Here is a 16504-nt window from a genome sequence, read left to right as displayed (position 1 = left end):
GGGCTATATCAGTCCAGAAAACTATGAACTAAAGAGTGTTGCTTAGTAGCGTGTCCTGTATTAGCGGTGCGGATCATAGAGCGAGCAACATTAAGAAGCTCGCACTGACGCTTTATTGGTAACAGGGTAGATTTATCCAGCGAACTTTTTCGCTGTGCTCGGTCTAGCGACCGAGCACTTTGGCCAAAAAATCATTTTCCATGGTCAATTGACCGATCTTGGCGTGGAGTTTGTCCACTTCTTCGGAGCTGTCCTTGCCCGACTGAGTTTCAGAAGCAAAAATCATGGCAGCATTTTCAAGCAACTCTTTTTTCCATGTTGAGATTTGGTTAGGGTGCAGGTTGTACTTCTGCGCTAACTCAGCAACAGTTTTATCACCTTTGGCGGCAGCAAGTGCCACTTTAGCTTTGAACTCAGGAGAGTGGTTTCTACGTTTTCTAGTCATAATCTGTTCCAGTATTGTTGGGTACTATCAAAACAGATCAATCACTTAAAGTCATGTCCGAAAATTGGGGACCACTTCTGAGAATCGCCAACTCACTTCTGTCCAAAAACGAGTTCATCTGACCGACCACTTATCGCTCAAAGCGGTCCAATAATAAATTTGGCTCGTTAAATTTAGCTGTTGTTACTGTTACTGGTCACAACAGCTAGTCAGAAACACACATAATTCCTTCATCTATCTGGCCAATGGCACTGACGGGGATCTTTAGCATGTTAGCTCTGTGAAATTTTCTGGAGCTGACAATGAGAACCCCCTTGTTACCTTGGTTCATCCTATGGGTGACCATCCCAATCATTATTTTCTTTCTATTCATCTTGCCCGCCCATGCCAGTGATGGGCCATTCTATCAGCGTGGTCAGGAAGGCTGGTTTTGGTATCAGGTCATTCCTGAGCCAGCGGAGGCTGAAGAGCTCTTAAAGCAGGAATTTGGTTCCGTTGAGTCCAGTCAGGACGAGCTGAAGCCTTTCAGTGCTGCATGGTTCCGAGAGCATATGCAATCGTTTATGGACAAGGCAATTGATGAGCCAACGAGTGAGAACGTCAGAGCCTATCTGTATCTCCAGCGCGTCATGATGGATAAGGGCTCACAGTTTGCTGATGTTAGTCAGCAGGTGGTCATGGGCGATCCTGTTTTGGATGAAATCAGTCGCAGACCCTTGGCGACCTATGCTGCCAATCGGATGGATCGAGAAGCTGGCGCTCAACGGGATGTTGCTTTAGGTGAAGTAGCAAAACGGGCTGGCTTGTTCTTCTTCTATCGTTCGGATTGCCCTTATTGCCATGCTCAAGCGCCTATCATCGAATCCATGGCTTTGAACTACGGTTTCGAGGTGTTTGCTATTGCTGTCGATGGCTTGCCTTTACCAAGTGGAGAATTTCCAAATTACAAAGTCGATTCAGGACAAGCACAATCGTTGTCCGTTACGACTGTTCCTGCGGTCTTTTTAGTTAACCCGCCTAATGTCATCACTCCGATTGGCCAGGGCGCAATGAGCCTTGATGAGCTCAATAATCGAATCATTCTTGCAGCCCATCAAGCCGGTTGGATTGACGATCAAACTTACTATGCCACCAGACCTGTTCAGCCCGGCGTTTCACTCGCGATGTCAGCCCAAGAGCTTAACGAAAAAATATTACAGGACCCTGAGTTCCTTGTTCGCTATCTGCGTGCACAAGGAGGGTTATAACGATGAAAAAAGTATTCCAAGTATCGCTAATCGCCTGTGCGATTGGTTTTTCATCTATGAGCCAAGCAAGCTTGCAACAGGAGATGAATCAGTTGTTTGGTTCAATGACCAACACCACTGCGCCTGGTGTATTCGAGAGTCAACGGCGTGGTGTGATATCTGGTGGAAGCGTTGTTGTCCGTAACAGGATCATGAACGAGAACCTCGTCTCAATGGTGCCTCCGTCATTCCAAGCAGGTTGTGGCGGCATTGATATGTTCGCTGGAAGTTTGTCTTTTGTTAACGCGGATCAGTTTGTTCAATTACTTCGCTCTGTAGCGGCAAATGCCAAGGGATACGCATTCCAATTAGCGCTCAGTGCTATGTGTGAGAAATGCTCTCAGCACATGGAGACACTGCAAAAGAAAATCCAGCAGTTGAACGAGTATTTCGGCAATTCCTGTCAAATGGCTCAGGGAGTTGTGAACGATACCCTGGCTGCTTTTGGTAAAAAGGGGCAAACAGAAGCCAGCATGTTGAGCTCACTTAAAGGGGCTGGAGACGTTTTTACCAGTTGGAGTGAATCCAATGGTAAGAACCCATATGAGAACGCTTCGAGTGTCGCGGCAACTGATGTGAACAAAACAATTAAAGGTAATTTGGTTTGGCGAGCATTGAAACGTCACTCGGCATCAAGCTGGTTTGCATCGGGGGATGACCGTTTTCTTGAAGCGGTTATGTCGGTGACTGGTTCGATCATTGTTGGTGATCTTGCTAATGCCGCTGATGGCCAAGGTAAAGCCCCAAAACTGACCAGACTGAATGGCAATAAAGTGACTATTGAGCATCTAATTCATGGCGGCAACGTCGCTATGTACCGATGTGACACAGTGACGCAAGACGGTTGTCTGAACCCAACAATCACTAACGTGACTCTTACCGGGTTATCAACCCAGGTAGAAAATTTACTTCTTGGTACAGGTTCCAGTAACGGCATTATTTTTAAGTTTGCTCGAAATACAGGGGCTGCTAGCACCACCGAAAAGGCTTTTATGACCTCGGCTCCTGCGAGCATTGGCGGCATGATTCGAACACTTTCTGCATTAAATGAAGGTGCCGCTAGGTCGTTTGCTTCACGAGCAGCACCATTTATTGCTGTTGAGATGGCCCGTGCATTGGTTGAGGACATGCTCAACGCAGCTAGAAGCACCTCTGGTGTGGAAGATCATGCCTATGCGAAGTTGTTAACCGAAGACCTTGAACGTGCACGTCGCCAAATCAATGAGGAGTACGCCGCGTTACAGCGAAGATACGGTTCAGAGCAAGAGTTGCTGGCGCATTTTAATCAGGTGATTCAGACCATTCGCAAGCAGCGTTATTACACCGTTAAATCTACGGCACTGGGGGAATAGGTCATGTGGGAGATCTATTCCATTGGGGATTCGGCATTTTTAGAGCAGGTCTTGAACGCTGTCGCGATGATCACTGGTACAGGCGACTTTACTTCAATGGTTCGGATTGGCTTGCTCATTGGGGTATTGATGATCTCTGTTCAGGCCTTAATGCAAGGCGGTCGTGGGATTAACTTTCAACACGTTTTAGTCTCATGGCTAGTCTTTGCAACCATGTTTGGACCCAGTACCCGAGTGAGCATTGAGGATGCGTACACGGGACAAGTTCGAGTGGTTGATAATGTGCCCATCGGTGTTGCTGCCGCAGGTAGTACGATTTCGACTGTTGGCTTTCAAATCACGCGATTGTTTGAAACGGCGTTCTCAACTCCCGCCATGACGGAATACGGCTTTGCATCCAGTTTACAATCACTGATTACAGTGAGAAAACAGGTGATGGATCGCTCGGGGTTGGGTGATGCAAATCGTGTCGCCGGTTCGGACATCGAGCAATCGTGGTTTAACTACATCAAAGAGTGCACCTTGATTGGTATCGACATTGGCCAAAAGAACCTCGATCAGGTGCTGAGTGATCCTAACCCGATGACTGCGATTAGGTTTGATTCGCGCATTTATGGCACGCGCATCATGCTCAGTGGTAGCAGTAGCGATCTGGACTGCACCGATGCCTATAGCCAGCTGAAACTCATGACAGAATCAACCTTCATTCCAAGGCTTAAACAGGTTCTGTCAGCCTCATTGGGGACTTCGTCAGCAACGGACACTGATGACGTGATCCGAAATGCACTGAATAATCTTGGTTTGGCTTCGGTTAACACCCAAGAGTACATGACCGCGTCAGTGCTTTTGCCTATTTATGAGCAAAGCGTGACGGGCAAGTATATGGATGATCAAGCTTTCACCGCAGCCGTTATGGTTAACCAAGCGATTGAACAGCGCAATACACAATGGGCGGCGGAGCAGACCCTGTTCCAAAGTATCGTTCGTCCGATGATGACGTTTTTTGAGGGTTTCATTTACGCCATCACCCCTTTGATGGCCTTTGTGATAGCCCTTGGCCAAATCGGGATGCGAATGGCCGGGAAGTACTTGTTAATCCTGCTTTGGATTCAACTTTGGATGCCTGTCATGGCCATCATTAACCTATATATCCATTTAACTGTTGCTGGGAAAATGTCGGCTCTTGATGCCTTTGCAGGTACAGAAGTGCCATCTTTTGCTGGGATGATGCAGATGGATTCAGTGCTGCAAACCTGGATAGCTACTGGCGGCATGTTGGCGTCGAGTGTTCCGGCGATTTCGCTCATGCTCGTGTATGGCTCAGCAATAACCGCTACCCACTTGGCTGGACGTCTTCAAAACGGTGATGCCATTGATGAAAAGCTGGCTAGTCCAGATGTCGCGAAAAATGCCCCGGTGATGCAATCACAGTCAATGTTCCAAAATTCAGCCCTCACTGGTTCTGCTATGACCGGCGCGTCAAACCTACTTAGCAGTTTCTCTGTCGGAAACGCAGTGGGTTCAATGGTCGGCTCTGCAAAAGAATCCATGACTCAGGCAACCCAAGCCTTTAGTCGTCAGGTTGGGAATACCATGAGTCGAACTTTTGGTGAAAAGCTAAGTTACGACAACCTGTCGTCGGTTGGACGTCAGATCGGCTCATCTAACTCCGCATCTAGCGCCGTTGTTAATCAGGTTACTGATGACCTGCAAACACGGTATGGTTTCGGAGACGATAAAAAAGACGCTGTACGTGGCTTGGTATCTGGCGTGTTATCGGGAGGCCTAAGGGTCGGTGGCGATGGAACTATTACAAATACCGGTGATAAAGAAGTAGCAGACAAAGGGTTCTTGGGAAGATTACTTGGTACAGGGGGGAATGACTCCCCACAAGGTAGCTTGCCTGGAGTCGATAAGCCTGAATCCTCAAGAGTGCCAAAAATATCACGGTTACGAGCTGGGTTGGATCTAGGTGGTAACTTTAGTGGCCAAGTTGAGTCGTCAGAAGGCAGTTCTCGGTCTACGACCGCAAATATGCTCACTGGGGAGATGCAAAGCTTGGCATCAAGTGATTCACGACGTGCAGAGTATCGCGATGCAATGGTTAAGGACCTTTCAGATTCAAGACGTTCTGGCGTTGAGATGTCCTTGTCTAACCAAGACTATCAGTCTCTTCAGAGTTCAGCACAAGACGTTGTCACGGCATCAAACCGCTTTAGTGAGCTTGATCAGGCCAGCTACAGTCTATCAGGACAAAGAAATACTGATGGTGCGACGTTAACCCGATTAGCAGCGGATAATCCTGAAGTCATGGATTATTTAGGTCGCTATATGAACCAGCATGTTGAAGCCGGTAACCGATTACGTGAAAACCTTCCAATGTATCAGCGCTTGCTACCTGATGATAATCAGGCGTATGTGGCCGCAGCTATGGAGTCTTTAACCTATAGCAACTCTTCAACGCCCGCTGAACGCGACAATGACTATCAAGCTGCAATGACTGTTATGGCCATGGCTACTGGAGCCGATTTACGATCTATTCAGCCACGCTCTAATGAAAGCTTGTCATCAACTGCACCTACTTTTGGTGGCACTCAAAGCCAAGTTGAATCCGGTGTTCTGGGAGGCTATGAGGATGCTGCAACAGTTCAAACGCAGTTCAATTCGGCTCAATCGGCTTACCAAACCAATCTGTCTGGTATAGATGGACAGTTGAATGCGCATCAGCAACAAGCCAAGCAGGCCGTAGCTTCTGACACAAGCACCTATCAATCCGGACTAAACAGTGAAGCTGGCTCTCAGTGGCGATCTCGCATTATGGCTGATGATAGTGGAGTTTCTGGTGCTGAAATGTTCTTCAACAGCGCCAGTGCTATTGGTGATTTCAGTGGCAAGCATACTGATGCAGCACTGCATACCTTGAATCACTTTGGCGAAGACTATGAGAGTTACAAAGAACAAGCGCTTGAAGATCCTGGCTCACGAGGTTTCTTGCACAATGCAACGGTGGCCAGCAAATCAACATGGGATGGGGTAAAAGCCGCCGTTGATGCAGGAACCTCTTTAGAAAATCCTTTGACGGCGTTTAATGATGCATACAGTGGATCGAGTTCGCAGTATGCCTCCGAAGTTAACTGGGGCACTAAGTCTGAAGCCATGTTGGCTGGGGCATTCGGTGCGGCAGTTAACAATCGATATGGTGAGTTTTTAGAACAGTACGCCGATGATTTTAAACAGGAGGCATACAGCGAAGGGCAGAGAATGGGATTGACCCCGATTCAAAGTCAAGTGTTCGCTCAAGCTTTCAATGAAGGTTTGGCGGGGCGCGTATTCAACTCTGAAGACTCATCGAGTTGGTCGCCTGAAATGCTTGGCCTAAGGGAGCAAATGCTAAATGAGTATCGTCAAAAGGATGAGAGTGGCGCTTACATCCCTTACAGTGTGTCCGAAGAAGATAAAGCATTTGTGGATAAGCAGATAGCGGTTATCTCAAATGCATCGCTTGCGGGAGATTATGCTCAGAACAACTTGATCGATATTAGGGCCTATAACCAGGCTTCAGGAAGGAACTAAAAACAGAAGGTAGCCAGCTTGTGATGGGCTGGCTATTTTTTTGGCCTTTTTGGGAGGATAGATGAGCGACCGTCTGCAAATTCGTTTACCCAGTACCAATATTTTTTTTCGCTCAGGCTTAGTTCTCGACCGGTATCTTTCAGTTGTCTTTGAAATAAATGGATTAGTTCGCTTAAGCCTAAGTAAGCTAAACCGACACATAAAATTGCCCAACTCGCTTGCCAATATGCGATTGCTAAAAACATAGTGGTGATGGTTATAAGGCCGATAGGATTAGCAGTTGCTTTGAATCCCAAGTAGCTGAAAAAAACGATGGTGCAAATCAGAAATGGCAAAGCCGCTAACTTGGCAGATGCCGTTAATATTTCTGATGGAAAAAAATGAGCCGCAGCCAAAGTCGCCAGAAAAAGCCCCAGTGATATAACCCAGCAGCGTGCAGCTAAAGATTTAAGTAAGTTTGCCATCTTCTTAGTTCTCTCAAAGTGCACGGGCGGTGCACAATCAAATCATGCATCAGCATGTTAGTTCTCAAAAAGTGCTCTAGTGGTTTGCTCGGCCATAATCTCACACACAGGACATTTAAGCTGAATGCGCTGTTGAGATACCGTCAAATACAGACTACCGCATCGACACCGGTGTAAGGATGCAAGCTGAGATCTTAAATCACGAGCTAGAACCCAACCTTCATTGATGGTCAGCTTTTTCCAGGGGATCTCAGCTGGAAGAGCTGCTTCTTCTCTTGCAACCAAGTACGCATCGTAAGCCTTCATCAAAGCATCGATATTTAATTGCTTGTAGACATTGTCACCACCAATATTGACATAAAGCGCCATCAGCAGGGAGCCTTCAACTAAGGCTCTTCTGCTTTTAACAATGGCATCAGATTCTGGCAATTGACCAGGACAAGGTGACTTGCCAGTCACTTCTTTATGAAGCCTTCTGATAATGTGGATTGGCAAACCAGTATCGAGCGCGATTATGGTTGTTCTAAATCCGTATTTAATAAGCAGCGAGGCTCGGGTAAACAGCTCACTTTTGGACAGGTTATCAATCATGCATCCCCCTTGTTGTTTAGGGTTGATAATAAATAAGCGATTCTTGGGATACCTGTGCCTTTGCTCTTCACCATCTCAATCAGTTGGCTTTGGTTACCCCTTGGTTGAAACAGCATGAATGATGAGGTCGCCACTCGTTGCAGGTCGTCAACACCAGCATTAATCAGAGCATCAACCACGTCGCGTGTAAGTCCAAAGCGCAAGACCGCCTCTTGCGGATCAATTCGCGCTAATTCTCGTGCTGCGTGCAGGTACGCCAAATTTAATTGATAGAAGTCTTGTTGATTGGTTGTCATTGACGGACCTCCAGTTCATGTAAAATATTGCGATAAATAGAAAGCACTCTTTGTCCATACCAGCGTGCTCGCTCTTCGTTCCAACTGTGATAGCGGCCTATGCCAAGCTCTAAATCGTTTGGTGAAGACTTGATTGCTTCGGCCAAAATATTTGAGCCGACCGTAAGGTTGGTGATGGGGTCTAGCAGTTCTGCCGGTGAGCTCACACGATGCCCATGCCAATGCAAATTGATTTGCATAAGGCCAATATCGAGCTGGTATTTTTCACTCTCTTGCAGTGCTTGGTTTAACAGTTGCTCCGCTTCTGTCTGAGATTTGGCGTAAGTTGCATTTGAACCATTGCGAATTGCGTATGGCCATGGACTGGTCATGTTGAGACCGCGATGTGAGGCGGACTCAGCCAAGGCAACGGCGTAGAGCATGACTGGATCAATACCAACGCTTTGTGCTGCTTTTTCCCACTGATAGCCCGGAAACGCATAGACTGAAGTGCTTGCGGACATGGCTATCGCTAGGGCAATCGTTTTTGCTTTAATCGTTATCATTTTTGTCCTCTAATTCATTTCCGAGAAGCGCTTGAATGGCTTTCGGGCTTATTCTTTTTAAAGGCACTGCGCTAAAGTCGGCGATGCCTCTCGTATAAACTTGTGCCGCTTTTGACCAGTCGCCCACGGCAACCGGCGCTTGCATATCAAATCCTTTTTGCTGGTTCTGATGGTCTGCAATACCCTGTAATAGCCTTGGGTATTCACCCACTTCGTCCCGGAGCAAGTAAGCCTGGTAGCGTGCTAAAAACTCTTTTTGCTTAAAGGGGTATTCCCTGTCGTCAACCTTGCAGAGTTCAACCCATCCCCCCATGTCTGAAATAACGCGGTGAATAAACGCATCGTCAAACATCACGGATGTCCAAGCGCCAACCTGACGAACAGCCTTGTCAACTTTGTTCCAAGCAACCATCGCTCTTGAGCCAGAGTTGCCATCGATATGCTTGATGACGTCAGCGGGCTTTGGAAAAAATTGCCCAGTATCCGGGGATTGAATATGCCGAGTCAGACCGATTCGCACTTCTTCAATGCTGTAAGCACGAAGGGCTTCAAATGCGATGGATAGCAATTGTGGTGATACGCTTTTGCCATACATGGCCCAAGCAGCTCCCCAAACTTCAGCAAACTCGCGTTTATCAACCTCCTGCACTTGAACGAACCTCCCGAATACCTGGTCCGGCCCAGCTTTCAGCAATGCGGCGATTGCTTTCTTCAATATTCAATTGATGATTGCTGCCCTTTAGGCTCGTCGATGATTGCTGTACTTCATCAATGCGAACGTACTCGTCTTCCCATTGCCGGTTTAAAAGCCAGTTATGTGGCATAGGGGTCTTAGTCCGATCTTGATACTGTAATCGGTTGTCTCGTTGCTCTTTCCAGCGTGTTAGCACTTCCAAGGCGAGTTCATGGTCTTCATTGAGGCCCATGCGTAGCCATTCTTCTTTGGCTTTCGCTTTTTTTTCTTTGCGTATTTGTACATCCCAGAAGTCTTCAAACTGTATGTGGTCAACAGTTTTAACTGTTGGTTTATTGCTTCTCTCAGAGTCATCCGACCGTTGAGAGTCCCTTACCGGGTTGCCATCAGGCATAAACAATGATGAAAATTCTTCTGGTAGCCGAGCTTGAAAAGCGGCAAGAGATTTCAAAAGCGATGCCATACCAACGAAGTCGGCAGGTACATCTTTAAACAACCGAAAGGCTGCCTTACCTTGGTTTGGGTTTTCGATTGGGTTGTGCTTCAGAAAGCTCCGAATCAAAGTCCAACCGGATTCCTCGCAACGAATGAGGAACTGATCTTGTTCTAACTCACTTAACGCCTTGGCAACCTGTTGCTCATCCCAGTTCAAGTCAGAAGCAACGTAACCAATCGGCAGTCGAAAGCAGCCAAGCAAATTACAATGCGGGCATGTAAGCAAATACAGTCCTAGCAACTTCGCTGAGTCACTCCAGGACAAAACGTTTTGCTTTAGCCAAAAGCGGGTATAGACCTTGCCATAATCACGCATGGAGGAACTCGCTTTTGTGTTTACGTAAAATGCTGACCATTATTTGCCCTTAATCCTACTGGTTACTGGCTTTCAGCTCGCTTGGGCATTCGGGATAGATGTCCGGTCTTAACTGAGATCGGGTTACCTGTCCTTGCGTAGCTTGTTCGATGGGTAAAACGAATTCAGCGGGAACACGCCCTGATTTATTCAACCAAAACCAGACGTTTTGCTGTTTTGAGTTGATGGCTCGTGCTAATGCTGATTGCCCGCCGACCAAGTCAATGGCACGGCGGAGATGTTTTTGTGTTGTGTTGAACACTTCCATACCGTCTCCTGTTACAATAATAACTGTTACAAGATTGAATGTTACAGTTTAAACTGTAGATTAGTCAACAGTTAAAATTGTTGAAAGGCTACAGTTTTATTTGTAGAATACGGGCTTATGAAAACTTTATCCGAACGACTAAACCATGCCTTGCAGCTTACTGGGGTGACTCAGTCTGAGTTGGCTCGCCGCATTGGTATCAAACAGCAGTCGATCAGCCAGATTTGCTCTGGTAAATCGGCTAGGTCTCGTTACACCATGCAGATCGCGGAAGCGCTTCGCGTGAATGCTCATTGGCTCGCCACAGGTGATGGCGAGATTGGCTTGGGGGTCGGTAATGTAGAAGTTGGGCCTGACATTAAGGGAAGAATTCCTCTCATTAACTGGGTTCAGGCCGGTGATTGGACTGAAATAGCGGAGGGATTTGCCCATGAAGATGCTGAAGAGTGGCGTGAAGTCACAGGGAAAGCACATGAGGGTTGTTTCGCACTTCGCGTAAAAGGCGACAGTATGGAAAATCCAAGCGGAAAAAAATCCATACCTGAGGGAGCAGTGATCGTTGTTGATCCTGAGTTACCTTACTCTTCAGGTTCATTGGTTGTTGCGCGTTTGGATGATTCGAAAGAAGCAACCTTTAAGCAGTTGGTTATTGATGGTGAACAGAAGTACCTAAAACCTTTGAACCCCCAATACCCGGCAATACCGATCAACGGCAACTGCACCATCATTGGTGTAGTACGACAAGCTATCATCGATTTCTGGTAGCGAAGGAATTTGTGGTTTAGCCACAGTTGTTCATGAGCTGAAGAAGCAACGATTGCAAACAGCTACAACTGAGCATTGGCGCACGCTGAGAGTAAATGGTAACCGATTAGATGACCATTGATTGTTTATAAAGTCAAGATCAGCGAAAATAGCGGCCAATTACGATTAACACGACGGATTTGACAAGCGAAGAACTGAAAAGAGAGTACTTCCAAAAGTGTGTACAAATCCGTGTACAAACTAAAAGAATTTATACATGGCAAACCAAGATTTTCTTAATGAAATCAATAAGAGAAGGACCTTTGCTATCATCTCTCACCCCGATGCCGGTAAAACCACCATTACCGAAAAAGTGTTGCTGTTCGGAAACGCCATTCAGACCGCCGGTACGGTAAAAGGCCGTGGCTCAAGCCATCATGCCAAATCTGACTGGATGGAAATGGAAAAGCAACGTGGTATCTCCATCACGACTTCCGTGATGCAGTTTCCGTATGGCGGCTGTCTGGTTAACTTGCTTGATACCCCGGGGCATGAAGACTTCTCCGAAGATACTTATCGTACCTTGACCGCAGTTGACTGCTGTCTGATGGTGATTGATGCGGCGAAAGGGGTAGAAGACCGGACCCGTAAGCTGATGGAAGTTACCCGTCTGCGCGATACGCCAATCCTGACTTTTATGAACAAATTGGACCGCGATATCCGTGATCCAATGGAAGTGTTGGATGAAGTCGAACGTGAACTGAAGATTGCCTGTTCACCGATAACCTGGCCGATTGGCTGCGGTAAGTTATTTAAAGGGGTTTACCACCTTTATAAAGATGAAACTTACCTGTATCAGACCGGTAAAGGCCACACCATCCAAGAAGTGCGCATTGTTAAAGGGCTGAATAACCCGGATCTGGATGTTGCGGTGGGTGAAGACTTGGCTAAACAGTTCCGTCAGGAGCTGGAGCTGGTTCAGGGCGCATCTCATGAATTTGATCATGAAGCTTTCCTGTCTGGTGACTTAACACCGGTCTTCTTTGGTACGGCACTGGGTAACTTTGGTGTTGACCATATGTTGGATGGCTTGGTTGAGTGGGCCCCCGCGCCAATGCCACGTAAAACAGACACGCGCGAAGTGGTGGCGGCTGAAGAGAAATTTACCGGTTTTGTCTTCAAAATTCAGGCCAATATGGACCCGAAACACCGTGACCGTGTTGCTTTCTTGCGCGTGGTTTCCGGTCGTTTTGAAAAAGGCATGAAACTGCGTCAGGTTCGCACTAAAAAAGACGTGGTGATTTCCGATGCACTGACCTTTATGGCGGGCGACCGTTCGCACCTTGAAGAAGCTTATGCTGGCGACATTATCGGTTTGCATAACCACGGTACCATTCAGATTGGTGATACCTTCACTCAAGGTGAAGATATGAAGTTCACCGGTATTCCGAACTTTGCCCCTGAGTTGTTCCGTCGTATTCGCCTGCGTGATCCATTGAAACAGAAGCAATTGCTGAAAGGATTGGTGCAGTTGTCCGAAGAGGGCGCGGTGCAAGTCTTCCGTCCACTGACCAACAACGATCTGATTGTTGGGGCCGTTGGTGTCTTGCAGTTTGAAGTGGTTTCTTCACGACTGAAAAGCGAATACAACGTGGAAGCGGTGTATGAGTCGGTTAACGTTTCAACTGCTCGCTGGGTTGAATGTGATGATGTGAAGAAATTCGAAGAGTTTAAACGTAAGAATGAGGTTAATCTGGCATTAGATGGCGGTGATAATTTGAGCTATATTGCCCCAACTATGGTTAATCTTAATATTACGCAAGAACGTTATCCGGAAGTTCGTTTCCGTAAAACTCGCGAGCATTAATCGAGCCGTAAGCCGCATTCTATCGGGGTACTCAGTACCCCGAATCATTAATTTCCCTCACTATTTTCTCTCTAAGATAACTCTCACTTAGTGATAAAAATCTGACTTTAGTCCGATTCCGACTGTATTTCTTCCGAGATGCTCTATCTTTATAGGTACCGGCAGGATTGACTTGCATCAAATTAAGGTCGGTTAACCTGCAGTAATCGTAAAGTATTCATCAAATGCCCACCCACATAAGGTGGCGTAAGAATTCGCAAATTGGGGTGTTATATCCGATTTGGAATTCAAAACAAAAAAGGAAGAAATCGATGACAAACACAAAATTTGCCCGTTCAGTGATGGCTGTTGTTTTAGGTACTGCGCTTATGAGTGGTAGCGTGTTCGCCGAAGACACTATGCTAAATAAAGCCTCCAACGCTGTGGACAGTACCGGTGCTAAACTCGATAGTTCCATGAAGAAAGTTGATAATTACATGGGGGACAGCGCGGCAACAGCAAAAGTGAAAAGTGCGTTGCTGGAAGAAAAGTCCCTTAAAAGCACTGATATCTCAGTCGAAACTAACCATGGTGTTGTCACACTCACTGGTTTCGTGACTTCTCAGGCTGAAGCTGAAACCGCGGTTGAAATCGCCGGTAATGTTGAAGGTGTTAAATCCGTTAGCGATAAGCTACATGTGAAAGATCAGAAAACACAATCTGTCAGCGAATATGCGGGTGATGCAGCGACAACCAGCTCAATCAAAGCCAAATTACTGGCAGATGACATCGTACCGTCACGTAAAGTGACAGTAGAGACGACGGATGGCGTGGTGCAGTTGTCCGGTAATGTCGAGAATAAAGCGCAGTCCGAGCGCGCAGAAAGCATTGCTAAAGCCGTTAAAGGCGTGAAAAGCGTTAAAAACGACCTTAGCATCAAGCCTTAATTATTATCTGGCTGGTGGGTATTTCGTGGGCAGCAATATTATCCACGAAATACCTTTTAATAAGCCCATCAGCCCAATAATTCATCCAATAAACCCAACTAATACGACTTCTGTTATATGCGCTACTGTTAAATAGACAGAGGTGATTAAAGAATGATTTTTGAACGAGAGTTTATGAAGTCATTTTTCAAATGGTAAGGAGAAGCTTATGTTTCGCTGGGGCATTATATTTCTGGTCATTGCGTTAATCGCTGCGGCATTAGGTTTTGGTGGGCTAGCCGGTACGGCAGCCTGGGCCGCAAAAGTTGTCTTCGTCGTGGGTATTATCCTATTCCTCATCAGTTTGTTTACAGGACGTAAGCGGCTTTAGTTAGGCGTGAGGGTTACAGCAAAGGTAAGAAGAGGTATTCTCAACGCCTGTTGTAACGGAATTAAGGATGGATGGTGGGATACAGAATACCTATCACGCTCGGTAATATTGAGCCACTCGCCTATAAGCCATACCAGCCCGGTAAAATGGCGCTGGTGTGCGAGGGCGGCGGGCAGCGGGGAATTTTTACAGCCGGTGTGCTGGATGAATTCCAGCGCGCCCGCTTTAACCCTTTTGATCTGATGATTGGTACTTCTGCGGGGGCGCAAAACCTCTCGGCTTTTATCTGTGGCCAACCCGGCTATGCTCGCCGCGTGATTACCCGCTACACCACCACGGCTAACTTCTTCAATCCGCTGCGTTTTGTGCGTGGTGGTCACTTAATTGATCTGGACTGGCTGGTGGATATCACCTCCCAGCAGCTACCTTTGGCAATAGAAAGTGCCGAGCAGCATCTCCAAAATGGTCGTGAATTTCTCATGTGCGCTTGCCGCAGTGATGATTTCGAACCCACCTATATATCCCCAACCCGAGAAAGCTGGTTACCCGCTATCAAGGCATCCAGTGCCATTCCAGGACTGTATCGCCAAGGCGTTGATTTAGATGGCGTAAGTTATCAAGATGGCGGTATCAGTGACGCTATTCCCGTCGAAGAAGCTTATCGACGTGGAGCGGATACCATTGTGGTTATCCGCACTGTTCCTTCTCAGGCTTATTATACGCCGCAATGGATGAAGCGGATGGAACACTGGCTGAGTGAAAGTAGCTTGCAGCAACTGGTGCGCATTATGCAGCAACATGAGCAGAGCTATCATCGCATTCAGCAATTTATTGAGAAGCCACCGGGTGATCTGCGTATTTTCGAAATTTTCCCTCCTAAGCCCCTCGCCAGTAACGCATTGGGTAGCCGGGTTGCGGCACTAAATCGTGATTACCATCTAGGTCGCCGTTGTGGCCGCTATTTCCTGGCAACGGTCGGTCACTGGTTACTGCCAAAGGATTCGTTGGAACTCTCTGATATCAAAGGTGAGAAAAGCACAATTTCTCTCTCTCGCCGACTGATCCAACCACAAGATATTAATCAGCCAGACGATATGGCCGACTTAATTGATGCCGATGATTCTTCTTTTGATATCAATCAATCGCCAGATATCATCACACCGGTTGATGCAGTAAAGGCTGCGGAAAGTCACCTTCCCCCTCAGATGACTGTGACAGACAGCGGGCTGATTATTCCGGCATCGACACGGGGCAAAAAGAAATCGCTACCAGGAGAGATTATCTTGCCTGCGGGGGCGGAGAAAACTAAAGGCGATACGGCATAATGGTACAGACTTGTGGGCAGATGTCGTGTTTTTCCGACTCACTCTATTTTGTTGATACGCATTGTCATTTTGATTTCCCGCCATTCAGTGGCGCGGAAACTGCCAGTTTAGCGCGTGCGGCACAGGCGAATGTCCGGCAAATTATTGTGCCAGCGGTCAGTGCCGATTACTTTCCTCGCATTGTTGATTTGGCGGCAAATTATCCGCAGCTCTTTGCCGCACTTGGCCTGCATCCGCTCTATATTGCGCAACATCAAACCGCTGACTTAGCCATATTGGCCGCATCGTTGGCGGATAAAACTGACAAACTGATTGCTGTGGGGGAGATTGGTCTGGATCTCTATATGGATGAGCCGCAGCTATCACGCCAACTTGCTTTATTGCACGCCCAATTGAAGCTCGCCAGGCAACATGACCTGCCAGTTATATTGCATTCACGCCGCTCACACGATCAACTGGCCGCCGCATTGCGTAAAGCCGCGTTGCCACGCACCGGCGTGGTACATGGTTTTGCCGGGAGTTTAGCGCAAGCGCAGGCATTCATTCGATTGGGTTATTACATCGGCGTGGGTGGAACCATCACTTATCAGCGGGCGCAGAAAACCCGAAATGTGATGGCGACATTGCCGTTATCAGCATTATTACTCGAAACAGATGCTCCAGATATGCCACTTGCCGGTTTTCAGGGCCAACCCAATCGGCCTGAGCGGGCAGCAAATGTGTTTGATGTACTCTGCGAATTACGTCCTGAAGCGCCACAGGAGATTGCGGCTCAGTTATTAGAAAATAGCCAGCGCTTATTCCGACTACCTCCGGTCAAGAAATTCACCTCGTAGATCCTAAGCCACAATATGCAAAACAGGCTAATAGTTAGCTTGCTTCCACTTTGCCTCTCGCTTTAATGTGAC

16 protein-coding genes and 1 pseudogene are annotated in these 16504 nt (G+C 47.2%); 9 read left to right on the top strand and 8 right to left on the bottom strand.

Features of this window, described 5'->3' with window-relative positions; genetic code table 11:
* Window positions 1–77 precede the first annotated feature (77 nt).
* Window positions 78–445: pseudogene (locus FTA96_RS20960) on the bottom strand (transposase); the annotation flags it as partial.
* Window positions 446–747: 302 nt separating this feature from the next.
* On the opposite strand from FTA96_RS20960, the gene FTA96_RS20955 reads away from it, so the two are divergent.
* From FTA96_RS20955 to FTA96_RS20945, 3 genes are read left to right on the top strand one after another with little or no spacing between them, the layout of a single operon-like run.
* A complete protein-coding gene (locus tag FTA96_RS20955) occupies window positions 748–1692 on the top strand; it encodes a thioredoxin family protein (RefSeq protein WP_145574818.1) in 945 nt (314 codons plus the stop codon).
* Window positions 1693–1694: 2 nt separating this feature from the next.
* The gene (locus FTA96_RS20950) at window positions 1695–3083 is read left to right on the top strand and encodes a conjugal transfer protein TraH (RefSeq protein ID WP_145574817.1); all 1389 of its coding nucleotides are present in this window, start codon (window positions 1695–1697) and stop codon (window positions 3081–3083) included.
* A 3-nt stretch (window positions 3084–3086) separates the two neighbouring features.
* Window positions 3087–6656, top strand: coding sequence for a conjugal transfer protein TraG N-terminal domain-containing protein (locus tag FTA96_RS20945; RefSeq protein ID WP_145574814.1), 3570 nt, complete (start codon window positions 3087–3089; stop codon window positions 6654–6656).
* Window positions 6657–6688: 32 nt separating this feature from the next.
* Here FTA96_RS20945 and eexR read toward each other — a convergent pair whose 3' ends face one another.
* Genes eexR through FTA96_RS20910 form a run of 7 tightly spaced genes read right to left on the bottom strand, consistent with a single transcriptional unit; the run spans window position 6689 to window position 10364 of the window.
* Window positions 6689–7120, bottom strand: a complete 432-nt coding sequence (eexR, locus tag FTA96_RS20940; RefSeq protein ID WP_145574811.1) for an entry exclusion protein EexR — start codon at window positions 7118–7120, stop codon at window positions 6689–6691.
* 57 nt (window positions 7121–7177) lie between these two features.
* The gene (locus FTA96_RS20935) at window positions 7178–7711 is read right to left on the bottom strand and encodes a FlhC family transcriptional regulator (protein ID WP_145574809.1); all 534 of its coding nucleotides are present in this window, start codon (window positions 7709–7711) and stop codon (window positions 7178–7180) included.
* A complete protein-coding gene (locus FTA96_RS20930; protein WP_000210563.1) occupies window positions 7708–8007 on the bottom strand; it encodes a flagellar transcriptional regulator FlhD in 300 nt (99 codons plus the stop codon). Before FTA96_RS20930 ends, FTA96_RS20935 begins: the two co-directional genes overlap by 4 nt.
* Window positions 8004–8552 carry a lytic transglycosylase domain-containing protein gene (locus FTA96_RS20925; RefSeq protein ID WP_145574806.1) on the bottom strand — a complete coding sequence of 183 codons (549 nt, stop codon included), beginning with the start codon at window positions 8550–8552 and terminating at the stop codon, window positions 8004–8006. Before FTA96_RS20925 ends, FTA96_RS20930 begins: the two co-directional genes overlap by 4 nt.
* The gene (locus tag FTA96_RS20920) at window positions 8539–9201 is read right to left on the bottom strand and encodes a DUF6475 domain-containing protein (RefSeq protein WP_145574804.1); all 663 of its coding nucleotides are present in this window, start codon (window positions 9199–9201) and stop codon (window positions 8539–8541) included. Before FTA96_RS20920 ends, FTA96_RS20925 begins: the two co-directional genes overlap by 14 nt.
* On the bottom strand, window positions 9188–10057 hold the full coding sequence (locus tag FTA96_RS20915) for a hypothetical protein (protein ID WP_145574801.1): 870 nt from the start codon (window positions 10055–10057) through the stop codon (window positions 9188–9190). The genes FTA96_RS20920 and FTA96_RS20915 overlap by 14 nt, the downstream gene beginning before the upstream one ends.
* Before the next feature lie 55 nt (window positions 10058–10112).
* On the bottom strand, window positions 10113–10364 hold the full coding sequence (locus tag FTA96_RS20910; protein WP_000451746.1) for a helix-turn-helix domain-containing protein: 252 nt from the start codon (window positions 10362–10364) through the stop codon (window positions 10113–10115).
* Window positions 10365–10481: 117 nt separating this feature from the next.
* On the opposite strand from FTA96_RS20910, the gene FTA96_RS20905 reads away from it, so the two are divergent.
* The 6 genes from FTA96_RS20905 (at window position 10482) to FTA96_RS20880 (ending at window position 16432) form a co-directional block, all read left to right on the top strand.
* Complete coding sequence (locus FTA96_RS20905) at window positions 10482–11129, top strand: LexA family protein (protein WP_000854920.1); 648 nt, start codon at window positions 10482–10484, stop codon at window positions 11127–11129.
* Window positions 11130–11385: 256 nt separating this feature from the next.
* Window positions 11386–12975: a peptide chain release factor 3 gene (gene prfC, locus FTA96_RS20900; protein ID WP_145574798.1), complete on the top strand. Its 1590-nt coding sequence runs from the start codon at window positions 11386–11388 to the stop codon at window positions 12973–12975.
* Window positions 12976–13286: 311 nt separating this feature from the next.
* Window positions 13287–13901: a molecular chaperone OsmY gene (gene osmY / locus FTA96_RS20895; RefSeq protein ID WP_050109523.1), complete on the top strand. Its 615-nt coding sequence runs from the start codon at window positions 13287–13289 to the stop codon at window positions 13899–13901.
* 208 nt (window positions 13902–14109) lie between these two features.
* A complete protein-coding gene (locus FTA96_RS20890; protein WP_004389381.1) occupies window positions 14110–14271 on the top strand; it encodes a DUF1328 domain-containing protein in 162 nt (53 codons plus the stop codon).
* 71 nt (window positions 14272–14342) lie between these two features.
* Window positions 14343–15596, top strand: coding sequence for a patatin-like phospholipase family protein (locus FTA96_RS20885; RefSeq protein ID WP_145574795.1), 1254 nt, complete (start codon window positions 14343–14345; stop codon window positions 15594–15596).
* 20 nt (window positions 15597–15616) lie between these two features.
* Entirely contained in the window at window positions 15617–16432 is an 816-nt protein-coding gene (locus FTA96_RS20880) for a TatD family hydrolase (RefSeq protein WP_050133344.1), read from the top strand.
* Window positions 16433–16504: the final 72 nt, after the last annotated feature.

The sequence above is a fragment of the Yersinia alsatica genome, from assembly GCF_902170305.1.
Classification (GTDB): Bacteria; Pseudomonadota; Gammaproteobacteria; order Enterobacterales; family Enterobacteriaceae; genus Yersinia; species Yersinia alsatica.
This window is presented reverse-complemented; position numbering and strand designations above follow the sequence as displayed.

Bases quoted from the DNA above. Each gene is read 5' to 3' on its own strand.
- FTA96_RS20955 (WP_145574818.1), top strand. From the start codon at position 748: ATGAGAACCCCCTTGTTACCTTGGTTCATCCTATGGGTGACCATCCCA.
- FTA96_RS20950 (WP_145574817.1), top strand. From the start codon at position 1,695: ATGAAAAAAGTATTCCAAGTATCGCTAATCGCCTGTGCGATTGGTTTT.
- FTA96_RS20945 (WP_145574814.1), top strand. From the start codon at position 3,087: ATGTGGGAGATCTATTCCATTGGGGATTCGGCATTTTTAGAGCAGGTC.
- eexR (WP_145574811.1), bottom strand. From the start codon at position 7,120: ATGGCAAACTTACTTAAATCTTTAGCTGCACGCTGCTGGGTTATATCA.
- FTA96_RS20935 (WP_145574809.1), bottom strand. From the start codon at position 7,711: ATGATTGATAACCTGTCCAAAAGTGAGCTGTTTACCCGAGCCTCGCTG.
- FTA96_RS20930 (WP_000210563.1), bottom strand. From the start codon at position 8,007: ATGACAACCAATCAACAAGACTTCTATCAATTAAATTTGGCGTACCTG.
- FTA96_RS20925 (WP_145574806.1), bottom strand. From the start codon at position 8,552: ATGATAACGATTAAAGCAAAAACGATTGCCCTAGCGATAGCCATGTCC.
- FTA96_RS20915 (WP_145574801.1), bottom strand. From the start codon at position 10,057: ATGCGTGATTATGGCAAGGTCTATACCCGCTTTTGGCTAAAGCAAAAC.
- FTA96_RS20910 (WP_000451746.1), bottom strand. From the start codon at position 10,364: ATGGAAGTGTTCAACACAACACAAAAACATCTCCGCCGTGCCATTGAC.
- FTA96_RS20905 (WP_000854920.1), top strand. From the start codon at position 10,482: ATGAAAACTTTATCCGAACGACTAAACCATGCCTTGCAGCTTACTGGG.
- prfC (WP_145574798.1), top strand. From the start codon at position 11,386: ATGGCAAACCAAGATTTTCTTAATGAAATCAATAAGAGAAGGACCTTT.
- osmY (WP_050109523.1), top strand. From the start codon at position 13,287: ATGACAAACACAAAATTTGCCCGTTCAGTGATGGCTGTTGTTTTAGGT.
- FTA96_RS20890 (WP_004389381.1), top strand. From the start codon at position 14,110: ATGTTTCGCTGGGGCATTATATTTCTGGTCATTGCGTTAATCGCTGCG.
- FTA96_RS20885 (WP_145574795.1), top strand. From the start codon at position 14,343: ATGGTGGGATACAGAATACCTATCACGCTCGGTAATATTGAGCCACTC.
- FTA96_RS20880 (WP_050133344.1), top strand. From the start codon at position 15,617: ATGTCGTGTTTTTCCGACTCACTCTATTTTGTTGATACGCATTGTCAT.